We start from the raw sequence: 20,849 nt of genomic DNA, 5'->3' as shown, positions 1-20,849 counted from the left end.
GGCCCGTCTCATGATGCGCCGGGGCCGGTTCGTCATTCGGCGGGCTGGTTCGTCAGATGCTCGACGAGCGGCAGCGACCGGTACTCGACCGGAGTCGCGAGGGCCAGCATGGTTTCGGTGTGCTTCACGCCGGGAATCGCGTGCACGCGCTGGATGATGGACAGCAGATCCGGCTGGGACCGGGCCGCGATCCGCACCAGCAGATCCCCGCGCCCGGTCGTCGCGTGCACCTCGAGCACGTTCGGGAACTCCCGCAATGCCTCGACGATGTCGTTCATCTTGTTCTGGTTCAGCTCGATGCCCAGGAACGCGTGCACCGCGAACCCGATGGCCTGCAGATCCACGTCCGGCGGATACCCCCGCACCGCACCGGACGCCTCGAGCCGCTTCATCCGCGCCTGCACGGTGTTGCGTGCGATCCCCAGCCGCTGTGCCAACTCCAGAATCGGCACCCGTGGATCGGCCGCCAACTCCGCGAGCAGCGCGGAATCGAGGCCGTCGATCTTGATGCTCATGCCGCATTGTCGCACAGCGGCAGGCGGGGGCCGGCAGGCCGGAAACGTCGCTCCGGCCCGCCGGTCATGGCTCAGTTCAGGCCCAGGACCGCGGCATTGCCGTCGTGGTCGCCCGTCGAGGTGGTGGCGTCGGGTGCACCGCGCAGGGAGGTGAGCAGCACGGGGGATACGGGGACGATCAGGTCCACGGTGCGATCGGCCGGGGTGCCCGCGGAGTGCGATCCGCCGACCCGGGTCGGCTCGTTGAACGACAGTTCGCGATGCAGGGACGCGAGATCGAGCAGCTCCAAGCCCGGGCCGGGGCGTTCGGGGGCGGAGTGGTCGATCATGGTGGAGCGGATGATCAGATGATTCGAATCCTGTTGGGGGATGGACAGTTCCAGCAGGCGGGTCTGGCAGGGCCATTCGCACAGGCCGGAGGTGAGTACGTGCCAGAATCCGCCTGCGGCGTCCTCCGGCGGACCGGGACGGTGGCGCGGGGTCACCTCGTTGCGGTGCTCGTGTCCGGCGATCCACAGCACCACATTGCCGAAGCGGTGCAGCAGGGCCTCCAGATCGGCTGCGAGGTAGCGGGTTTCGCCGTCCGGGTCGGGTGTCGTGTTGGTCAGCATGCCCAGCCCGTGGTGGGAGGCGATGATCACGACGCGGTCCCGGTTCCCGGTTCGGACGATCGCGCCGTCCTCGCCGCGATAGGACGAGTGCGCCGCGATCAGCTGACCGACCAGCCAATCCCATTGGCGTGCACCGATACTGCCGGTGACGTGCCCGGCAGGGTGGGTGGAGTCCAGCACGATCATCCGCACGCCGGGGACCGCGTCGTAGCTGTAGTAGGTGGTGCCCTCGGTCAGGTTCTGCTCGGTGAAGCCGTGGCCGCGCGGCTCGGTGGGGCTGTCCAGGTGGGCGCGCACGTATTCGGCCGGGCTGATGACCCGGCGGTCGGCCCGGGCGGCGATGGGTACGGCCGGACCCTGCGACAAGACGGTCGGATCGGGCAGATACCGCCGCATCGGATCGGCGGGCGGCTCGATGCCCAGCGCTGTGGGCGCGCTGTCGCCGGTGACCAGCGCCTGGTACTCCGGGGTGACGGGCGCGCGGCCCTGGACCAGGCAATCGTGATTGCCGAAGCAGGCCAGCCAGGGCACACCCAGGCCGCGGGTGCGGAAGGGGCGGGCGGCGGCCGCCAGCAGGCCCGGGACGTCGGGGAATCCGTGCTCGCGCTTGTAGACGTCTCGGGATTCCGGTTCCGGGTTGTAGAACTCGGCCGAGACGGCGTGCGCGGGGAGCGTTTTGGTCTCGGTCGCACCGAAGTTCGGGTCGAGTACGGTGTCGCCGTCCAGCAGGGCGAACAGGGCCGACAGCTCGTTGGACTGCGCGTTGTCGATATTGTCGCCGGTGGTGACGACGAAATCGATGGTGTCCGTGCCGAGTTCGCGCAACGTGCGAACAGTGGCCTCGAAGGCCTGCAACGCCACCGGTTCCTGCGGGCGGTAGGCCGGGAACATGAACTCCCACCCGGCCCGGCCCGCCAGTCCGTGCAGGAAGGTGAGACGGCCGGGGGAGACCGGGTCGGCGATCTGGAAGTCGGTCAGCTGGACGAATCGCGCCACGGTCGCGCCAGGGTCGAGGGTGGCGCCGGGGGCGAGTTCGGTGCGGGCCGACCGCGGTTCGGCCGGACCGCGGTCCAGCCTCCGATATCGGCCGTCCGTGTCGAGTGCCGCGCCCGGCCGGATCGTGTGATCGGGAAAGGTCACTGGCTCAGCCCACGGATTCCGGTGCGGCCGAACCGGATTGCGTCCGGCCGGAGCCGGAGATCTCCGCCGAGAGCTCTTCCAGCGTGCGCCCCTTGGTCTCCGGGGCCAGGGTGGCCGCGATGGCGAGGCCGATGACGCTCGCGCCCACGAACAGCCACAGCACGTGGTGCAGGCCCCACGACTTGATCAGCGTGGGCAGCCACAGGGTGCCGATGATCGCGCCGATCCGCGACACCGCGGTGCCCAGGCCGTTGGCGGTGGCGCGCACGGCGGTCGGGAAGACCTCGCTCGGATAGACCAGGTTCACGATGCCCGGGCCGGAATTGGCGAACAGCACCGCCGCGCCGAGCAGCACCACCAGGCTGGTCAGTCCCGGGTTCTGCCACAGCGCCAGCACCGTCAGCGCGAGGAACATACCGATGAAGCCGACGATCAGCAGCGGACGACGGCCCACCCGGTCGACCAGGGCGACGCCAGTGAACGCGCCGGCGACGCCGACCAGGGCGATGATCAGCGATCCCGTATAGGTGCCGGTCGTACTGGTGGTGACCTGCTTGAGGATGGTCGGCGTGTACAGCGTGATGCCGTAGTACGACAGCGTGTACATGAACCAGAACCCGCAGCAGAAGAACGTGTAGCGCAGCAGCGGCATGGTCAGCAGCGTGCGCCACGGTGAATCATGCTGCGGTGCAGCGGGTCCGGACAGGGGTGCGGTGGCGTCGCCGAGTCCGGTGAGCACGGCGTTCGCCTCCTCGCCGCGGCCCTGGGCGGCCAGCCAGCGCGGGGATTCCGGGATGCTGCGCCGCATCCACAGCACGATCAGCGCGAACACCGCACCCAGGACCAGCATGACGCGCCACATGGCGTCGCCCAGCGGGAGCAGGGCCAGCGCGAAGGCGTAGGTGGTCGCCGCGCCCACGAACCAGGTGGCGCCGAGGCGGCACATGAGGCTGCCGCGGCGTTGGGCGGGCGCGTATTCCGCGAGCAGCGAGGTGGAGATGGTGTAGTCCGCGCCCAGGGCCAGGCCCAGCAGGAAGCGGCAGGCCAGCAGCTGCCAGGCGTCCTGGGCCAGCGCGGCGACCAGGGCGAAGAAGACGAACCCGATGAGGTTCACCAGGTACATCTTCTTGCGGCCCAGCCGATCGGTGAGGCGGCCGAAGACCAACGCGCCTACGAACATTCCGACGACGGCGGCCGCCGAGAGCGCACCGGCCATGAAGCTGGACAGGTGCCACTGCTTGGTGACGGTCGGCAGCGCGACCGCGATCACCGTGATGTCGAAGCCGTCGAGGAACATTCCGGCGGCCGAGAGCACGGTCACCCTGCGGTGGAAGGTGGTCAACTCGGTGGAGTCGAGGACTGAAAAGGCATCGCCGGACACGATGGTCCTTCCTGGGGAGATCGAAATTCTCAATCGTTTTAGCAAAGGTAGAGGCGTTGAAGCGAGCATCCGCCTCGGACGTTGTCGAGAGTTCAGAGCGCGGTCATCCGAGTTCAGCCTCCGTTCGCTAGTGTTTCTCTCCGTGGTAGCCGGGAGCGAACCGATCACGCAGCGCGATGTGGCGATATCGCTCGGAGTCTCCATTTCGGCGGTCAGCCTGGCACTCGCCGGGCGGCCCGGCGTCAGCGACCAGTTGCGAGAGCGCATTCTCCAACGCGCCACCGAACTCGGCTACCGGCCCAATGCCTCCGCGGTCGCCCTGCGCACCCGGCGCACCCGGGTACTGGGACTGCTCATCCGCAACCTGCGCAACCCGCACTTCCTCGATGTGATCGACGGCTTCGACGAAACCTGTTCCGCCGCGGGCTACGACGTCATGGTCGGCTCCTCGCGCTACGACGCCGGACGGGAGCGCCAGCTGCTCGACGCCTTCCAGCATCGGGCCGTGGACGGGCTGGCCATCGCACCTATCGGCACGAGTCCGCATGCGCGGGAATGGCATTCGGTCACCCGGCGGCCCGTGGTGCTGCTCGACACCGCCGACCGTGAGCGTCCCGGGCTCACCATGAGCGTGCGCTCGGACCAGGAGACCTCGGTCGATCTCGCGGTGCGGCATCTGCTCGGGCTGGGACACCGGCGGCTGGCCATGGTGGTCGCGCCACCGGAGAAGTCCCCGGACCCCGAACGGCTGGAACGCTTCCGGCGGCTCGGCGCCGAACTCGGCTTCACCGCACTCCCGGTGACCACCGAACTCTCCGCCGACGCCGCCCGCGCCGCGGTCACCGCGGCCCTGCGGGCGCACCCGGACGACCGGCCCACCGCGTTCATCACCAACAGCGACTACATCGCCCACACCGCCTACCTGTCCGCCGCCGACTGCGGACTGCGTGTGCCCGAGGATGTTTCGGTCATCGGCCACGACGACCTCCCCACCTCCCACTCCCTGTCCCCGGCCCTCACCACCCTGGCCGTGGACCGCCGCGCCATCGGCTGCCGCGCCGCCACCCTCCTGATCGACGCCCTCCACTCCCGCCCGATCGACCAGCCCAACATCGTCGTCCCGGTCCACCTCGAGGTCCGATCCTCAACCGCCCCGCCACCCCGAACCACCTAGATCGCGCCGCCGGCTCCGGCCATCTACTACGAGGACGACATGCCCGACGGGCAGGAGGCATTCATCGCCGAGACCGGCGGTTCTTCGACGAGCCCATACCCGGCCGTACCGAAGCGCTCGGAGCGCCCGGCGGCGATCTCCGGTTCGGCGAGGCGGGCGTCGACGCGCCGCTCGTGGCGGCATATCAGAAGTAGGGCTGAGCGCAGCCCGGCGAATCCCTTGTGGCAGAACGCGGTACTCGTCGACGGCATGCCGACGATCCGGTACCGGGACCCTGCCGCTAACGCGACTTCCCGGCACCCCGATGATCTAAGGATGAAGCGTGCGCGGCGGGAAGCCATGAAGACCAGGTCACTGGCCATTCTCGCGATGGGCGCCGCCCTCGCGGCGGTGGCCACCGGCTGCGGGACCACCACCTCGACGGCCCCCACCTCCACAGCCCCCGCCTCGGCTCCCGTCACCGCCCAGCAGCCCACCGCCCCGGCGGGCAGCGGCCACGGGCTCTGCCTCGACATCAATTCCGACCTGGCCCGGGCCGCCATCGCACGGCTGTCGCCGCCGCCGGTCGGCGGGTGGAAGGCGGGTCAGGCGGCCGATGATCAGATCTCCGCAGGTTGTGCCGGGGTGCTGTCCTGGATGACGGTGAATTCCGACACCAACCACCCGTACACCCACGTTCTGTTCTTCACCAACGGCACCTACCTGGGGACCGCCACCCCTGACCCGTACATGTACACGATGGTGACCGGCAAGACCCGCACCTCGCTGTCGCTCACCTACCACTGGCTCAACGGCAACGACCCCATGTGCTGCCCCCAGGGCGGACCCAGCGTGGTCACCTTTACCCTCACCGGCACTACTGTGAAGGCCGACGGCCAGCTCCCGCCGCACAATTGAACCTTCCGTCACCCGAGGAGACGTCCGGCGTGCGAGTTGGAATCCTGTCGTTCGCGCTGGTCGTCGCCACCGCGCTGCTGACCGCCGACAGCACGGCCGCGCCGCCGCGTCCGGCCCCGATCGCGGCGGTCGGCGGCCGGCTCACCCCGCCCATGGGCTGGAATTCGTGGAATTCCGGAATTCCGCTGACCGAGCAGAACATCCACGAGGTCATCGACACCATGGTCGGCTCCGGCATGCGCGACGCCGGATACCGCTACGTGAATCTGGATGCCGGATGGGCGGCTTCGAACCGCGACGCCGCCGGGAACCTGCGGGCCGATCCGCGGCGGTTCCCGCACGGCATGGCCGCGCTCGCCGACTACGCGCACGCGCGCGGCATGTATCTGGGCCTCTATTCGAGCCCCTACAACGAGACCTGCGGGCAGACGCCCGGCAATGCCGGGCGCGGGCACGAGACCGCTGATGCGCGGACCTTCGCGGGCTGGGGCGTCGACTTCCTCAAATACGACTGGTGCCGCGCCGACACCGACCTCGCCGAGCAGGTGCCCGCCTTCACCGCCATGCGGGATGCTCTACGCGCCAGCGGGCGCCGGATCGTCTACAGCATCAACCCGAACAGTTCCGGCAACCTGCACGCCGGCGGGGACTACGACTGGTCGACCATCTCGGATATGACCCGCAATACCGCGGATCTGATTCCGCTGTGGCACAACGGGTCGCCCGATCAACACCTGGCCACCCGATCCGGGCGGGGCCTGATCGGCGTCACCGACGAGCTGGGGGCCGCCGAACCGCTGGCCCGCCGAACCCGCCCCGGCTACTGGAACGACCCCGACATGATGGTGGTCGGACTGCCGCTGACCGAATTCATCAGCGCCCACCTGGCGGGCTATCCGGCCGATGTGCTGGCCGGGACGCTGACCACCCGCCAGATTCTGGAACTCGAGACGTCGTTCGATCTGTCGCCCCAGGTGATCGACCGTCTGCGCGATCCGCAGTTCAGCCTCGATCCCGAGGAGCAGCGCGCGCACTTCTCGCTGTGGGCCATGCTCGCGGCGCCGCTGATCGCCGGGAACGATGTGCGCGCGATGTCCGAGCAGACCCGCGCCCTGCTGACCAATGCCGATGTCATTGCCGTGGACCAGGATTCACGGGTGGCGCAGGCGACGCCGCTGCCGGGGGACGGGCGGATTCTGGTCAAGCCGCTCGCCGATGGCGCGGTGGCGGTGGCCGTGTTCAATCCCGGCGATCGGGCGGCGACCATCGAAACAGGGCTGGCCGCAACCGGATTGCGACAGGCGGAGTGTTACTCGGTGCGCAATCTATGGACGCACACCGACGCCACGACCACCGGTGCGCTGAGCGCCGCCGATATTCCGGCGCACGGCGTGGCCATGTTCGAGGTCGGTTCCGGCTGCGCGGCAATTCCGTCCGGAGAGTAGACAGTAGAACTATCGGATAGTTACGCTATCCATTATGGATGCCAGTACCGAACCCGAATCCGCCGCCGAACCCGGCCCCGCCTCGGGAGTCAGCAGGCGACGGCTCCTCACCACCACCGGAGTCGCCGCGACCCTTACCGCGGCGGCGGGAACGGCCGGCGGCATAGCCCTCGTCCAGGGCGGAGCGCCGACTCCCGTGGTAAAGCCTTCCGGCGCACGGCGTTTCGACCGGAAGGTAGTGCTGATCACCGGCGCCACCTCCGGCATCGGCCGCTCGGCCGCCCTGATGTTCGCCGCCGAGGGCGGGCACGTCGGATTCTGTGGCCGCAGAGAACAACTCGGCCGCCAGGTCGAGCAGCAGATTCGGGCGGCGGGCGGGGAAGCCACCTACATCCGGGCCGATGTCCGGGTGGAATCCGATGTGCGCCAGTTCGTGGACGCGGTCGCCGACAAGTACGGCGGGCTCGACGTCTGCTTCAACAATGCGGGCATCACGCTGCAGAAAGCCTTGCACGAGTACAGCTCCGCCGAATGGGACGACGTCGTCGGCACCGACCTGCGTGGCAACTTCCTGGCCTTGAAATACCAGATCCCGCACCTGATCGCCCGTGGCGGCGGGGTCGTGGTCGTCACCTCCTCGTCCAACGCCATCGCCACCACCGAGGGCCGGGCCGCCTACACCGCCGCCAAACGCGGGCTGGTCGGCATGGTCCAAGCGGCGGCCTACGACTACGCGGACAAGAATATTCGCATCAACACCCTCATCCCCGGCACCACCGACACCGAACTGGTCCGGCGCGCGGCAGGCGCGATGAACCTCCCCGACGAGGTATGGAAGACCATGGCCGAGGTCTACGGCAAACAGCACGTCCCCGGCCTGCGTCGGATGGCCACCCCCGACGAGATAGCCGCCTTCGCCCTGGCCCTGGCCTCCGACGACTTCCCGTACATGACCGCCGCTCAGATGGTGATCGACGGCGGCAAAACCGCCTACGCGGGATAACGGTGACTTCGGATCAATGGGTCTGCGTGATGCGGCTGTGGACCTCGGCGGCTACCGCGGTGTCTCCGCGGGGAGTGGGGTGGAAGGGCAAACCGACCAGGTTCACCTTGGGGTCCAGGACGGAGAGGAGCCAGGGGTCGGGGGAGCAGAGGCCGTGGCCGGCGGTGGGGGTCCGGGCGTCGACGAAGTCGATGGAAAGGGCTTGGGCGGCGTCGCGTTCGGCGTCGTCGAGGCGGTTCCAGAATTCGTTGATGGCAGTGGCTCGGGGCTGGACGTAGCGGAAGACGCCCAGGACATCGAGACACCAGGCGGTCGAGTTCGCCGGGGCCAGTTCGGGATAGCCGACCAGCTCGATCTTGGCGTTGGGGGCGTAATACTTCACATAGTCGACGACTTTGCGGATGCGGTCGGCATAGGCCGGTCCGTTGACCGTGTCGAGGTCGGGCCATCGGCCCTGGGACACCGCGTCGGCGTCGCAACCCTGAGAGACGTTGAACGCGCACGTCAATTGGGCGGGGGCATCGGCGGTGGTCGCCGAATCATGCGGCCACTCGTCGTTGGCTCCCAGCTGGATCGCCACCACCTGGGTGCGTGGCCCGAACGCCCCGTTCTTGGCGGCCTTGATCGCCAGCTGCGCCAGGGTGTAGCCATCGCGGCCCGGAACCTGCTGTCCGCTGGATGTCACGGGGCCGCTGTCGATCGACGCGTTGGTGCACGTGGCGTTCTCGAAGTCCGAGGTTCCGGCGACGCCCATGAGCGCGCTCAGCTGGACGGGCCAGGACGTGTCGCGGTGCAGGCATTCGTGTGCCGCGACGTCGTTGTTGCCGTCGCATTTCACCAGGACCCCATCGCACGGCGGGTTCGCGGCGAACGAATCACCCATGACCACAAGCGTTTTGCCCTCGACCGGAGCCGGTTCGTCGGCGGCGGCGGTGCCTATCGAGCCGGCCGCGGCGAGAACGGCGACGGCGGCGGCCAGTCTGAGCGGAAGCACGGCCCCGCCGCTGGTCCTGAAACTGATCAATGCAAATCCTCGATGACGTCGGCACTCTCGCTCAAGAGGCCGGTGGGACAACCATATAGGTCAACTTCGGCCAAGCGACCGACATGGGAACCAGGGGCTCGCGGCAGACGAACACGGTCACGTGGTGATTCTGTCCGGCGATGCCGAGCGGGTTGTCCATCTGCAAAGCCGGTGTGGTGTGGGCGAAATTGGCCAGGAAGGCCCGCAGCTCCGGTCCGTCGTTGTAGCCGACGTACATGACGGTCGTGGCCGAGTCCGGCGGCGGACCCCATTCGGCGAAGCCACGATTGGGGCTGTAGACCGGTGGGATCCATTCGGACCGTCCGTAGTGGTCGAGCGCGCCGGCTTCGTTGTAGGCCTCGGTGACGACGACGGCACCGGCCTGTTCCTCGGCCGGCAGGCCGATCGCCACCTTGTGCACCGCGTCGGCCAGGTCCTCCCAGTTGTCGTTGCCGTAGTGCTGCAGAAAGCCCCAGTAGCCGGTGTCCGGCACGTCGATCCAGCTCTTGGGATAGGGGAGCAGCGCCAAGCCCGCGGTCAGCACCGCCGAGAGGACGGTGAGGCCGGTGAACAACCGCCGCAGCACCAGGGCGCGGGTACCCGCGACGTCCAGGAATCCGGACAGGATCGACGCGCCCGCGCCGAAGATCGCGGGAACGATCCCGGCGACGTAATAGGACCGGCCGTGCCCGACGACGACCAGAACCACCATCAGCAGGGCGGCGATCAGCACGAACCGATACGACCGCAGCTTCGGTTCCCGAGCCAGGCCGTACAGGCCCAGCACGCCCAGCCCGCCGCCGAGGAATCCGGTGACCACCATGATCGCCACGACCGTCCCCAGCTGTCCGCCGTCGCTCCCCGCCGTTTCCTGGGCGATGGCGCTGTTGGTCGCCAGCTGTGGCCAATGGTGGGAGGCCTGCCACAGCAGGGCGGGCGTCATGGCGGCCGCGAAGATCAGCAAACCCACCCACAGTGTGGGACGGCGCAGGATCTCGCGGGGTCCGGCGGCGAGAACGCCGAGGGCCACACAGGCCCCCAGCATCAGCACCAGCCATTTGTCCTGCACGTCGATCGCCGCCACCACACCCGCGAAGATGAGCAAGCGGTCCCGGCGCGTTCGCACCCAGCGGACCAGCAGCCAGATGATCAGCGCCTGGAATGCCACGTCGAACGCGACACTGTCCAGCACGGTGAAGGCGACGACGAACGGTGAGACGGCGTAACCCGCCGCGGCGAGCATCTGATAGCGCGGCCGCGCACCGCATTCGTACGCGACTGCGGCCGCGAGGACGGGCACCATGACGAGCAGCAGCAACCCCGGGATCCGCAGCGCGAGAACCGACCCGGGGGCGATCACGTCGGCCGCCCGCGCGATCAGCGGTATCACCGGTCCGTTGTCGACGTAGTCGACCGCCAGTCGCCGGCCGCACGCGAGGTAGTACAGCTCGTCGCCCGCGAGCTGGAATCGGGCCGCGGAGACGGACCAGACGAGCGTGATCAACCCGGAGACCAGGAGGACGCCCCGCCACGCGAATTCGGGCGGCGCGGAGGTCGATTCGGATTCGAGGGTGTAGGTGAGCGTCATGGGTTCTCCGATGGATGCGCCGCGGGCCGGCGGGGTGAGGCCGTGTCAGTGCGCGACGTGGCTGTAGACGGTGGCGGCCACGGCGGCGTCCCCCCGGGGCGAGGGATGAAAAGGCAGGCCGGCCAGGTTGATCTGCGGATCCAGGAAGCCGTTGAACCACGGATCGGCGGAACACAGTCCGTGCCCGGCGGTCGCCGGCTTCACGTCGACGAAGTCGATCTGGAGCTGCGCGGCCGCGTCGCGTTCGGCGACCTGCAGCCGGTTCCAGTACTCGACCATGGCCCGAGCCCGCGGCTGGACCCAGTGCACGAGCCCGAGGAAGTCGAAGCACCACTCCGCGGCGCCCTCCGGTGCCACCTCGGGATAGCCGACCAGTTCGATCTTGGCGTTGGGCGCGTAGTACTTCACGTACTCGACGACCTTGTGAATGCGGTCGGCGTAGGCCGCGCCGGTGATCGCGTCGAGCGCCGGCCACCGCCCCTCGGCCACCGCGTTCTCGTCGCAGCCCTCGAGCACGTTGAACACGCAGCTGAACACCCGGGTCGCGTCCGCGGTGATCGCGCCGTCCTTCGGCCACGCGTCGTTGAAGCCGAGCTGTATCGCCACCACCTGGGTGCGCGGCCCGAACGACCCGTCCCGCGCGGCTTCGAGCGCCTCCTGCGTCAGGGTGTACCCGTCCCGTCCCGGAACCTTCTCTCCGGTCGACGTCACCGGACCGGTATCGATGGTCGCGCTGGAACACGAGTTGTTCTCGAAGTCTTCCGGGGCGATGCCCATCAGCCCGCTCAGCTGGACCGGCCACGAAGTGGGGCCGTGTAAACAGGCCTGTAAACCGGTGCTGTTCTCGTCCGCGCATTTCACCAGCACCGCATCGCACGGTGGGTTCGCGGTGTATGAGTCACCGAGCACGACGAGCGCGCGGCCCGGTGCGGGGTCGGCGGTGGCGGTGCTCACCGACCCCGCCGCGGCGAGCACGCCGACAGCGGCGCCGAGCCGGAGCAGGAAGGCGGCCCTGCCTGTTGTCCAGGAACTGGTCAATGCAAACAAATCCTCATCGAGCCACGGTCAGCCCGCATAGGGTGTCGACCATGACGCAGGTCACAGCGTCTGACAGATAAAGGAAAATATCGCCTTTTCACTTTCTCGGCAAGCAAGTGATTGGTGGACTGTCGGACTCGCTGGCTGGTTGCTCCGGCTCGCAGGGGTGGGGTGGCACGAAATTTACGCAGCCGACGCCTGATTCGGGTTTCGCGACGCGAATCCGGTGCCCTCCGGTCACGCCGCCGATCCGAAGCTCCCCCGTCAGGCCGACCGCCCGCTGGCCGCTCTGAGCCCCCTGGACGCCATCGGCGTCGGCTTCGCCCAGGCCGGCGCACTGCTGACCGGATTCAGCCGCGCTGGTCTCACCATGGTCGGTGGTCTGTGGCGCGGTCTGGAGAACGAGCACGCCGCCAAATTCGCCTTCTTGCTCGCCACGCCGACGATTCTGGGCGCGGGCCTGGTCGAGCTGCCCGATCTCGCCGAACCGAGGATCGCCGCCATCCGCGGCCCGGTCCTGCTCGGCGCCTTCGTCTCCGGTACCTGCTCGTGGCTGGCGGTGCGCTACTTGGAGCGCTACTTCCGCACCCGCACCCTGCTCCCGTTCGCGGCCTACTGCATCATCGCGGGCACACTGTCGATCATCCGATTCATGTGAGGCGGAACCGAATTCGGCTCGACCTGCGAAGCGGGCCGGGAAAACGCAAAGCGGCCCAGGCGAGAGAATCATCTCTGGCCTGGGCCGATGAGGTCCCCGGCGGCCGGGCAGACGAACCGCGAAATTCCTGCCGCCGGCCAGGAGATCGTTGTTCGGCCGGTTGGTCGAACTCGCCGCGCCGACGGGACGGCGCGCGGTGCCCGCGATACCCTGGCGTCGGATTCCCCCAGTTGGCCGATGGTATCCCCGTAGGGTTAGGACATGACCGCCGTGCATGAGTCACTCATGACGACCGAGGAGTTCGAGGAGCTCGCCCGGGCGGCCGATCGTATTGCGGAGGGTGTGCGACTCGAGTTCATCAATGGACAGCTGGGGGCCAAGGCGATGCCGGATGGGGACCACGCCCGAATCATTCAGTGGCTGATTCGGATCTTCGTGATTACCCGACCGGAATTGTTCCTGACGCCTGAGCAAGGGCTGAGGGTCGAGAGGTACCGCAAGGGCCGTGCCCGGCCGGATGGTGCCCTTGCCGGCGCCGATTCCTTTGTCGGCCAAGGCGAATGGGCTGATCCCGCCCCGGTGTTGATGGTTGTCGAGGTAACTTCCGACGATCAGGACACCGAACGCCGTGATCGGCAGGAGAAACCACGGGCATATGCCGCCACCGGGATACCCGTTTATCTGCTGATCGATCGGGACTCGTGCGAGGTAACTGTCCACAGTGCGCCGAACGACGCTCGCTACCGACACATCCTCACCGTGCCCTTCGGTGCGACAGTCCCATTGCCCACCCCGGTAGGAATCGAGCTGGACACCACCCCGCTCATGGATTGGGTCCGCTGACCCGGAGTCCCTACCCGGGCCGGATATCGGGCCTGGCGGCGGAATAGAGTCCCGACAATCCGATCGTCCCGTGGCGCCTGAGATCACATGCATCGACCGAGTTCGTTTTGCTGGGCAGCCCGAAGGCGGTGGCGGTAGGCGATGAACTCAACAGGTGCACATGGACTTTGGAATGGTTCGCATACGGCAAGCTTTCGGTGATGCCGATTGGCTGCTGACTGTGCGAGAGGCTTACCACCTTCGCAAGGATTTCAGCACGGCAGCCCGCGAGGACCTCGGCGTCACGCAGGCAAGCATCGCGGTTCCAGTGTGGCTGGATGCGTGGACACCGGCGGACCACATGGTTGTGGTCCGCGGAAGAGCGCAGCCACTCCCGCGGACCTAGCTCCATCGTTTTGGGGTGGTGCCACTGGTCAGATGGGTGCGGTCCACAAGCTATCGAGCGGGAGGACCAGGCTGCCTTCCTCGTGCCGGTAGGCGTGCAGGCCGGTGTAGAGGATGATCGAAGTGGTCAGGCGGTCGCCGAGTTTGGTTCGGAGCGCGCGGATGCCGCGGAGGTCTTCGCCGTGGATTCGGGTTCCGGCCTTGAACTCGAAGGCGATCACGCGGCCGTCGTCGGTTTCCACCACGAGGTCGACTTCATCGCCGGTGCCGGTGCGGAAGTGGCCGACCGTGACCGGGGCGTCCCACCAGCTGAGTTGTTTGAGAATCTCTCCGACGCCGAAGGTTTCGGTGAGATGGCCGTATTCGGTGAGGACTGCCGGGTTTGCCGTGGCGATCTTGTCCGGCGTCAATCCGAGGAGCCAGGCCGCGACGCCGGAATCGGCCACGTGCAGCTTCGGCTGGCGGGCGATGCGTGAGCCGAGGGTGGTGCCCCAGGCGGGCAGTCGGTGGACGAGGAAGACGGCCTCGAGCAGGCGGAGGTAGTTCTCGGCGCTGGACTTCTCCATGCCGATGTTCTGCGCTGCTGCGGAGATGTTGAGCACCTGGGCGGTTCGGGCGGCGAGCTGCTCGAGCAGGCGTGGCAGCATCTCTCGTTGGCGAATTCGGCTGAGTTCGATCACATCCCGTTCGAGGACGAGCTCGAGGTAGTTGGCGAACCATCGGTTTCGTGATCGTCCTGGCGGGCGGCGCAGCGCGACCGGCATACCGCCGGAGGTGATTCGGCGTGCGTACTCTTCGCGGCTGGTGTCGGAGGCGAAGCCGCTGAGATCGGGCTGTTCGCCTTCCAGCAGGCTGTGGATCAAACTCTCTGGTGTGCCGTCGATTTCGCCCTGGGACAAGGGCAGGACGTCGAGGATGTCGACTCGGCCGGTCAGCGACTGTCCGGGCTGGGGGAGCGTTGAATAGCGGGTGGAACCTGCGAGTACGTATCGTCCCGGGCGCAGGTCGCGGTTCAGTTCGGCTTTGATCGCATCGAGTAGTTCCGGGACATGCTGGTACTCGTCGATCAGGACCAGATCGTCTCCCGCGACGAATCGCCCCGGGTCGTTGCGGACCGCGGCCCGGGTCGCTGGATCGTCGCAGTCGATGATCTTCCGATTGGTGGCGGCCGCCAGATGTGCCAACAGGGTGCTCTTACCGACGGTGCGAGGTCCATTGAGAACGACGACGGGCTCCTCGGCGACGCGATCCTGAAGCACTCTACAGAGTCGTCGCGGCGCGATCCCTGCGAGCAGGATGTCCATGCCGACATTGTGCACTACAAAGGGTGGTTCCGGGTTATTTTTTTCCGCATTTGCACACTATTTTCTTCCGTGTTTGCATCCCTAAATCTTCCGCATCTACAGGTGGTTCGTCTCCGCACCTGCACCCCAAGGATTCGTAGGTACGACATGATCGGATGGTTGTGACATCGCGCCCGCCACCGCAGCTGGGCCGCAGGACTTTCGTCACAGCTGGATTGGATTGCGGCGCTGGTGGATTCGAGCGGGAAAATGCGGCGAGGCCCCGATCCTTGTGGATCGGGGCCTCGCGTCAGGGTGGCTGACGGGACTCGAACCCGCGACACCCAGGATCACAACCTGGTGCTCTACCAGCTGAACTACAGCCACCATTGCCGGTAACTTCCGGCGCGGTAGAGCTTAACCGGTCCGCGCCGTGAGTACCTAATCGGCTGTTCAGGATGGGTTTGCGGGGGGTTCGGCGGGGGTGGACAATTCGGCGGCCACGGCGGCGATCTCGGCGGTGGAGGGGCCGGGGGCGGGGACGAAGGCGGTGCGGCGGTAGTACTCGAGCTCGCGGATGGATTCCTTGATATCGGCGAGGGCGCGGTGGGCGAGGCCCTTCTCGGGCTGGCCGAAGTAGATGCGGGGGTACCAGCGGCGGGCCAGTTCCTTGATGGAGCTGACGTCGATCATGCGGTAGTGCAGGTGGGCGTCGAGGGCCGGCATGTCGCGGGCGATGAAGCCGCGGTCGGTGGCGATGGAGTTACCGGCCAGTGGGACCGTGCGCGCGGTGGGGACGTACTGCTTGATGTAGTCGAGGATCTGCTGCTCGGCCTCGGCGAGGGAGACGGTGGAGCGGCGGACCTCCTCGGTGAGCCCGGAGCGGGCGTGCATCTCGGTCACCACCGGCGGCATGGCGGCCAGCGCGGCGTCGTCGGCGTGGATCACGATGTCCACGCCCTCGCCGAGGATATTGAGGTCACTGTCGGTCACGAGTGCGGCCACCTCGATCAGCTTGTCGCTGTCGAGCTGTAGGCCGGTCATCTCGCAGTCCATCCACACCACGTACTTGTCCACCCGCCAAACACTAACCCTTCGGCATTGCGCGACCCGGAGGCCCGGCCGCGTCGAGCCCGCTCGGCCGCCCGACCGGGCAGTATCGTTCACACCGGCCCGCGCATCACGAGCGGTCGGCATGTTGGTTGGGCAGTTCCCGAGGGCAGTAGTTCGCAGGGCAGTCGCAGTTGGCAGAGCAGACGGAGGATGCGCGATGACCACCCCGCAGGAGAGGGCAGCGGCGGCACGGAAGGCGGCGGAGGAAGCGGCGCGGATCGCGGCGGAGGCGGCGGCCGCCGCCGAGGCCGCGGAAAAGGAAGCCGCCGATCAGGAGGCGGCGGACAAGGCCGCGGAGACGGCTCCGGGGAGCGACGGCAAAGCGAAAACCGCTGTCGCGGGCGCTGATTCGGCCGCCAAGGACGAGGCCGCCGCGCAGGAGATCGCGGCGGGATATGCCATGGAGGGCCCGGCGCTGGAGCTGGGCGCCGTGATCGTCGGCGACACCGTGCATCCCGATGCGCGGGTGCGGATTCCGATGAAGACCATGAACCGCCACGGCCTGGTCACGGGCGCGACCGGTACCGGTAAGACCAAGACCGTGCAGGGCATCGCCGAACAGCTCTCGGCGGCGGGCGTGCCGGTGGTGCTGGCCGATATCAAGGGCGACCTGTCGGGTCTGGCGCAGCGGGGGCAGGCGAACGACAAACTGCTGGCCCGCGCCCGGGAGACCGGCGATCCGAACTGGAGGCCGCAGGGCTTCCCGTGTGAGTTCGTCTCCCTCGGCACCGGGGGGATCGGGGTGCCGATTCGCGCCACCATCACCTCGTTCGGCCCGATCCTCCTCAGTAAGGCGTTGGGGCTCAACGAAACCCAGGAATCCACCCTCGGGCTGATCTTCCACTGGTCGGACCAGAACGGCTTGGCGCTGCTGGATCTGAAGGATCTGCGCGCGGTCATCCTATACCTCACCAGCCCGGAGGGCAAGGAAGATCTCGAGGGCATCGGCGGCGTCTCCGCGCAGACCGCGGGTGTGATCCTGCGCGCACTGGTGAATCTGGAGGCCGACGGCGGCGACACCTTCTTCGGCGAGCCCGAGCTCGAGCCCGCCGATCTCATGCGCACCGCGGGCGGGCAGGGCGTCATCACCCTGTTCGAGCTGGGCGCGCAGGCCGCGCGGCCGCAGATGTTCTCGACCTTCCTGATGTGGGTGCTGGCCGACCTGTTCCAGACGCTGCCCGAGGTCGGTGATATGGACAAACCCAAGCTGGTGTTCATCTTCGACGAGGCGCACCTGCTGTTCACCGGCGCCTCCAAGGCGTTCCTGAACCAGGTGGAGCAGACGGTGAAGCTGATCCGCTCCAAGGGCGTCGGCGTCTTCTTCTGTACCCAGCTGCCCACCGACATCTCGAATCCGGTGCTCTCCCAGCTGGGTGCGCGCATCCAGCACGCGCTGCGCGCGTTCACGCCGGAAGACCAAGCGGCACTCTCGAAGACGGTACGCACCTATCCCAAGACCGCCACCTACGATCTCGAAAAGGCGCTCACCTCACTCGGTATCGGTGAGGCCGTGGTGACGGTGCTGTCGGAGAAGGGCGCGCCCACCCCGGTCGCCTGGGCGCGCATGCAGCCCCCGCGCTCGCTGATGGACACCATCGGCGACGACGGAATCCGTTCCCGCGCACAGCAGTCCACGCTGTACGGCAAGTACGGGACCACCATCGACGCGGAATCGGCCTACGAGATCCTGACCGCGAAGATTCAGGCGACCGCGCAGCAGCAGGCCGACGAGGCCGCGGCCAAGGGCTCGCGCTCGGCCAGGCCCCCGCAGGAGGATTCGATGGCCGAGAAGATCGTCAACAACCCGGCGTTCAAGAACTTCCTGCGATCGGCGGCCACCGTCGCCGGGCGCGAGATCAGCCGCAGCATCTTCGGCACCCGGAAGCGGTAGCCCGGCTCAGCGCCCGATATCGCGGCTGAGCAGATCGTCGATCGTCTCGCGGCGGATCAGCTCCCGGCACCCGCCGTCGCGGACCGCGACGATCGGCGGGCGGCCGATGCCGTTGTAGGACGAGGCCAGGCTGTGGTGGTACGCCCCGGTGCACGGCATCGCCAGCACCTCGCCGGGCCGCAGGTCGGCGGGCAGGCGGACGTCGCGGGCCAGGATGTCGCCCGCCTCGCAATAGCGTCCGGCGATGGTGGCAGTCATGTGCGGGCCGGTGGGATGCCGGTTGGCGACCACGGCGTCGTAGCGCGCGCCGTAGAGGGCGACCCGCGGGTTGTCGCTCATGCCGCCGTCCACGGTCACGTAGGTGTGGCCGTGCTCGACATGTTTGATCGACAGCACGCGGTACAGCGTGATGCCCGCCCGCGCGACGATGGCGCGGCCGGGTTCGAGGGCGATGCGGGGCCGTGGGAAGCCGAGCCGGGCGCAGGCCGCGTCCAGCGAATCCTCGATGATGTCGGCCAGTTCGGCCAGGTTCATCTCCGCGTCGCCGCTGCGGTAGGCCACCGCGTGCCCGCCGCCGAGGTCCAGGTCGGTCAGGGTGACGCCGAATTCATCGCGGATGCGGGCCATTTCGGCGATCATGCGCCGCACCGCCTCGCCGTAGGGGAAGGTGTTGTAGATCTGCGACCCGATATGGCAGTGCAGTCCGGACAGCGTCAGATTCGGTTGCCGCACAATGCGATCCACCGCCTCCATCACCGCCCGCCCGCCGATGGGGAAACCGAACTTCTGATCGGTGACGCCGGTGCGGACCGCCGGATGCCCGTCGATGTCGATATCGGGGGTGACGCGCAGCAGCACCCGCTGCGGCCGCTCGGCCAGCGCCGAGAGCAGGGTGATCTCGGTGAGCGAGTCGATCACGATGCGCCCGACCCCGCAATTCACGGCCATCTCCAGTTCGGCGAAGGGTTTCCCGTTGCCGTGCAGCACGATCCGCCCCGGATCGGCCCAGCTGGACAGCGCCACCGCCAGTTCCCCGGCCGAGCACACGTCCAGCGACAGCCCCTCGTCGGTGATCCATTCGGCTACCGCGCGGGTGAGCAGCGCCTTGCCCGCATAGATGATCTCGGCGTCGGGGAACCGAGTGCGATAGGCCTGGCAGCGGGTGCGCACCTCACCCTCGTCGAGTACATACGTCGGCGTGCCGTACTGATCGGCGATGTCGGCCAGCGCCACGCCGCCGACGGTGATGCGCCCGTCGGCGTCGTAGTGGGTTTCGCGTGGCCAGACCGCCGGATCGAGGCGGGGAACCATACCCCCGTCACGCAGCGACGGGAAGATCTCGAGCAGCGTCAAGACGTCTCCTGGTGAGAGCTCCCCGCTTTCTCTCATGCGGGGCCGTCACCAGGACTACGCCGATTCCGCGGTCCGGAAATATCCGGCAACGTCCCTTTTACGACAGTCCCGCGGATCTTGACGGTTTGCTGATCAGCTGCCGAGCTTCTTGTAGGCGGCGCCGGCCACCACCGAGGTGATCGAGCGCGGGCCGAACTGCCCGGCCAGGCTCATACCCTTGCTGATCAGGCCCGGGACCACGCGCATCTTGTTACGGGCGAGCGCGTCGATGGTGATCTTGGCCGTGTGGGCGGCGGTGACCCAGATGAACTCCGGGATCTTGTTGCCCATCTCCTCCTGGTCCGGGTTGTCGGTGCGGACCGGGCCGGGAGCCAGCAGGGTGACATTGATGCCGGTGCCCTTGAGCTCACCGCGCAAGGACTCGGAGAAGGTGTTCACGAACGCCTTGCTCGCGGAGTAGGTGGTGTTGTTCGGAATCGGCATATTGCCCGCCGCAGACCCGGTGACGAGGATGCCGCCAGCGCGGCGCTCCAGCATGCCCGGCAGCACGGCCAGCGTGAGATCGTGCACGGCAACGGCATTCAGTTCCATGATGTCGCGCTCGTAGTCCAGGTCCAGCTTGGCCAGCGGGCCGAAGGTGGAGACACCGGCGTTGTTGCACAAGATCGCGATGTCCCGCGCGGCCAGCTCCTTGGCCAGCGGCGCACGCTGATCGCGGTCGGACAGGTCCACCGCGCGCACCTCGGCGGTGATGCCGTACCGCTCGGTCAGCCGCTGTGCCAGCTCGGCCAGCAGGTCGCCACGGCGGGCGACGAGGATCAGCGAGTAGCCCCGCGAGGCAAGTTCTTCGGCGAGGGCGGTGCCGATCCCGGAGGAGGCTCCGGTGACGACGGCACGATTGTCGGCGGTGGGTACAGGCAGGCTCACGGGACCCGAGCCTACCGATGTTCGTGTGGATGGGGCGCTCGGCGTGCGGGTGGAGTGGACGAAAGGAAAACCACCCCACCCGCACGCCCGCGTTCACGCCGTTCAGTGCGTGCCCGGCGGGTCGGGCAGGCGGATCAGGAGGTGCCTGCCGAGATCAGCCGGTGCACTTCGAGATGAGGACGCGGGCCTGCGAGGGATCCGCGCTGCCCAGGCTCACCATCAGCGGGTTCGGGTCCGGGCCGCTGGCCGCGATGGCATTGCGCTCAGCGGTGGCCAGGTTGCTGCCCAGGCCGGTGTACAGGTTGCCGTCGCGGTCCACGAGGGCGGCGCAGCCGTTGTTCCAGCGCAGCTCCACCACACAGTTGGAGTAGCCGCACTGGTCCATCGCGTCGGCGTCGGCGCGGCCCTGGTCGGGCGCGTTGTAGGCGTAGCCGACGGACCACTGGTCGCCCAGGTCGGCGACGGCGAAAGAGCCGTAGTAGTCATAGGCGGCGTGTGCCGTACCCATGCCGGTGCTCATCAGCGCGGCGGCGGAGGCCACCGCACCGGCGGCGGCCTTACGAGACAGATGCATAGAGAAT

19 protein-coding genes and 1 tRNA gene are annotated in these 20,849 nt (G+C 67.9%); 7 read left to right on the top strand and 13 right to left on the bottom strand.

What is annotated here, in order from left to right:
• Nucleotides 1-32: 32 nt before the first annotated feature.
• From ACIRRA_RS14800 to ACIRRA_RS14790, 3 genes are all read right to left on the bottom strand, one after another.
• Entirely contained in the window at nt 33-515 is a 483-nt protein-coding gene (locus ACIRRA_RS14800; protein ID WP_402767521.1) for an Lrp/AsnC family transcriptional regulator, read from the bottom strand.
• Nucleotides 516-586: 71 nt separating this feature from the next.
• Entirely contained in the window at nt 587-2,266 is a 1,680-nt protein-coding gene (locus ACIRRA_RS14795) for a hypothetical protein (protein WP_402767519.1), read from the bottom strand.
• 4 nt (nt 2,267-2,270) lie between these two features.
• Nucleotides 2,271-3,647: an MFS transporter gene (locus tag ACIRRA_RS14790; RefSeq protein WP_402767517.1), complete on the bottom strand. Its 1,377-nt coding sequence runs from the start codon at nt 3,645-3,647 to the stop codon at nt 2,271-2,273.
• 142 nt (nt 3,648-3,789) lie between these two features.
• Between ACIRRA_RS14790 and ACIRRA_RS14785 the strand changes: the two genes are divergently transcribed.
• Nucleotides 3,790-4,821, top strand: a complete 1,032-nt coding sequence (locus ACIRRA_RS14785) for a LacI family DNA-binding transcriptional regulator (protein ID WP_402767515.1) — start codon at nt 3,790-3,792, stop codon at nt 4,819-4,821.
• A 26-nt stretch (nt 4,822-4,847) separates the two neighbouring features.
• On the opposite strand, the gene ACIRRA_RS14780 is transcribed toward ACIRRA_RS14785, so the two are convergent.
• Nucleotides 4,848-5,072, bottom strand: a complete 225-nt coding sequence (locus tag ACIRRA_RS14780) for a hypothetical protein (RefSeq protein WP_402767513.1) — start codon at nt 5,070-5,072, stop codon at nt 4,848-4,850.
• A gap of 64 nt (nt 5,073-5,136) precedes the next feature.
• Here ACIRRA_RS14780 and ACIRRA_RS14775 point away from each other — a divergent pair, with 64 nt between their 5' ends.
• From ACIRRA_RS14775 to ACIRRA_RS14765, 3 genes are read left to right on the top strand one after another with little or no spacing between them, the layout of a single operon-like run.
• Nucleotides 5,137-5,718, top strand: coding sequence for an LppP/LprE family lipoprotein (locus tag ACIRRA_RS14775; RefSeq protein ID WP_402767511.1), 582 nt, complete (start codon nt 5,137-5,139; stop codon nt 5,716-5,718).
• Nucleotides 5,719-5,747: 29 nt separating this feature from the next.
• Nucleotides 5,748-7,163 carry a glycoside hydrolase family 27 protein gene (locus ACIRRA_RS14770; RefSeq protein ID WP_402767510.1) on the top strand — a complete coding sequence of 472 codons (1,416 nt, stop codon included), beginning with the start codon at nt 5,748-5,750 and terminating at the stop codon, nt 7,161-7,163.
• A gap of 34 nt (nt 7,164-7,197) precedes the next feature.
• The gene (locus ACIRRA_RS14765; protein ID WP_402767508.1) at nt 7,198-8,166 is read left to right on the top strand and encodes an SDR family NAD(P)-dependent oxidoreductase; all 969 of its coding nucleotides are present in this window, start codon (nt 7,198-7,200) and stop codon (nt 8,164-8,166) included.
• 13 nt (nt 8,167-8,179) lie between these two features.
• Here ACIRRA_RS14765 and ACIRRA_RS14760 read toward each other — a convergent pair whose 3' ends face one another.
• Genes ACIRRA_RS14760 through ACIRRA_RS14750 form a run of 3 tightly spaced genes read right to left on the bottom strand, consistent with a single transcriptional unit; the run spans nt 8,180 to nt 11,816 of the window.
• Nucleotides 8,180-9,190, bottom strand: coding sequence for an SGNH/GDSL hydrolase family protein (locus ACIRRA_RS14760; protein ID WP_402767506.1), 1,011 nt, complete (start codon nt 9,188-9,190; stop codon nt 8,180-8,182).
• 31 nt (nt 9,191-9,221) lie between these two features.
• Nucleotides 9,222-10,778 (bottom strand): ArnT family glycosyltransferase, encoded by a 1,557-nt coding sequence (locus tag ACIRRA_RS14755; protein WP_402767504.1) that lies wholly within the window; start codon nt 10,776-10,778, stop codon nt 9,222-9,224.
• A gap of 45 nt (nt 10,779-10,823) precedes the next feature.
• Nucleotides 10,824-11,816, bottom strand: coding sequence for an SGNH/GDSL hydrolase family protein (locus ACIRRA_RS14750; RefSeq protein WP_402767502.1), 993 nt, complete (start codon nt 11,814-11,816; stop codon nt 10,824-10,826).
• A gap of 226 nt (nt 11,817-12,042) precedes the next feature.
• On the opposite strand from ACIRRA_RS14750, the gene ACIRRA_RS14745 reads away from it, so the two are divergent.
• Nucleotides 12,043-12,474, top strand: a complete 432-nt coding sequence (locus tag ACIRRA_RS14745) for an undecaprenyl-diphosphate phosphatase (RefSeq protein ID WP_402767501.1) — start codon at nt 12,043-12,045, stop codon at nt 12,472-12,474.
• Nucleotides 12,475-12,759: 285 nt separating this feature from the next.
• Nucleotides 12,760-13,317 carry a Uma2 family endonuclease gene (locus ACIRRA_RS14740; protein WP_402767499.1) on the top strand — a complete coding sequence of 186 codons (558 nt, stop codon included), beginning with the start codon at nt 12,760-12,762 and terminating at the stop codon, nt 13,315-13,317.
• A gap of 413 nt (nt 13,318-13,730) precedes the next feature.
• Here the strand turns inward: ACIRRA_RS14740 and ACIRRA_RS14735 are convergent, their stop codons facing one another.
• From ACIRRA_RS14735 to orn, 3 genes are all read right to left on the bottom strand, one after another.
• On the bottom strand, nt 13,731-15,005 hold the full coding sequence (locus ACIRRA_RS14735; protein ID WP_402767498.1) for an ATP-binding protein: 1,275 nt from the start codon (nt 15,003-15,005) through the stop codon (nt 13,731-13,733).
• Nucleotides 15,006-15,298: 293 nt separating this feature from the next.
• A tRNA-His gene (locus ACIRRA_RS14730) sits at nt 15,299-15,371 on the bottom strand.
• A 66-nt stretch (nt 15,372-15,437) separates the two neighbouring features.
• Complete coding sequence (gene orn / locus ACIRRA_RS14725) at nt 15,438-16,061, bottom strand: oligoribonuclease (RefSeq protein WP_402767496.1); 624 nt, start codon at nt 16,059-16,061, stop codon at nt 15,438-15,440.
• A 193-nt stretch (nt 16,062-16,254) separates the two neighbouring features.
• On the opposite strand from orn, the gene ACIRRA_RS14720 reads away from it, so the two are divergent.
• Nucleotides 16,255-17,988, top strand: a complete 1,734-nt coding sequence (locus tag ACIRRA_RS14720; protein WP_402767494.1) for a helicase HerA-like domain-containing protein — start codon at nt 16,255-16,257, stop codon at nt 17,986-17,988.
• 6 nt (nt 17,989-17,994) lie between these two features.
• Here the strand turns inward: ACIRRA_RS14720 and lysA are convergent, their stop codons facing one another.
• The 3 genes from lysA to ACIRRA_RS14705 form a co-directional block, all read right to left on the bottom strand.
• Nucleotides 17,995-19,341 carry a diaminopimelate decarboxylase gene (gene lysA / locus ACIRRA_RS14715; RefSeq protein ID WP_402767492.1) on the bottom strand — a complete coding sequence of 449 codons (1,347 nt, stop codon included), beginning with the start codon at nt 19,339-19,341 and terminating at the stop codon, nt 17,995-17,997.
• Between the two features lie 132 nt (nt 19,342-19,473).
• Nucleotides 19,474-20,268 (bottom strand): mycolate reductase, encoded by a 795-nt coding sequence (cmrA, locus tag ACIRRA_RS14710; RefSeq protein WP_354834405.1) that lies wholly within the window; start codon nt 20,266-20,268, stop codon nt 19,474-19,476.
• A gap of 154 nt (nt 20,269-20,422) precedes the next feature.
• A complete protein-coding gene (locus ACIRRA_RS14705; protein ID WP_402767490.1) occupies nt 20,423-20,842 on the bottom strand; it encodes a DUF4189 domain-containing protein in 420 nt (139 codons plus the stop codon).
• Between the last annotated feature and the right edge of the window lie 7 nt (nt 20,843-20,849).

Origin of the sequence: Nocardia sp. NPDC101769 (assembly GCF_044766925.1) — a bacterium.
Classification (GTDB): domain Bacteria; phylum Actinomycetota; class Actinomycetes; order Mycobacteriales; family Mycobacteriaceae; genus Nocardia.
This window is presented reverse-complemented; position numbering and strand designations above follow the sequence as displayed.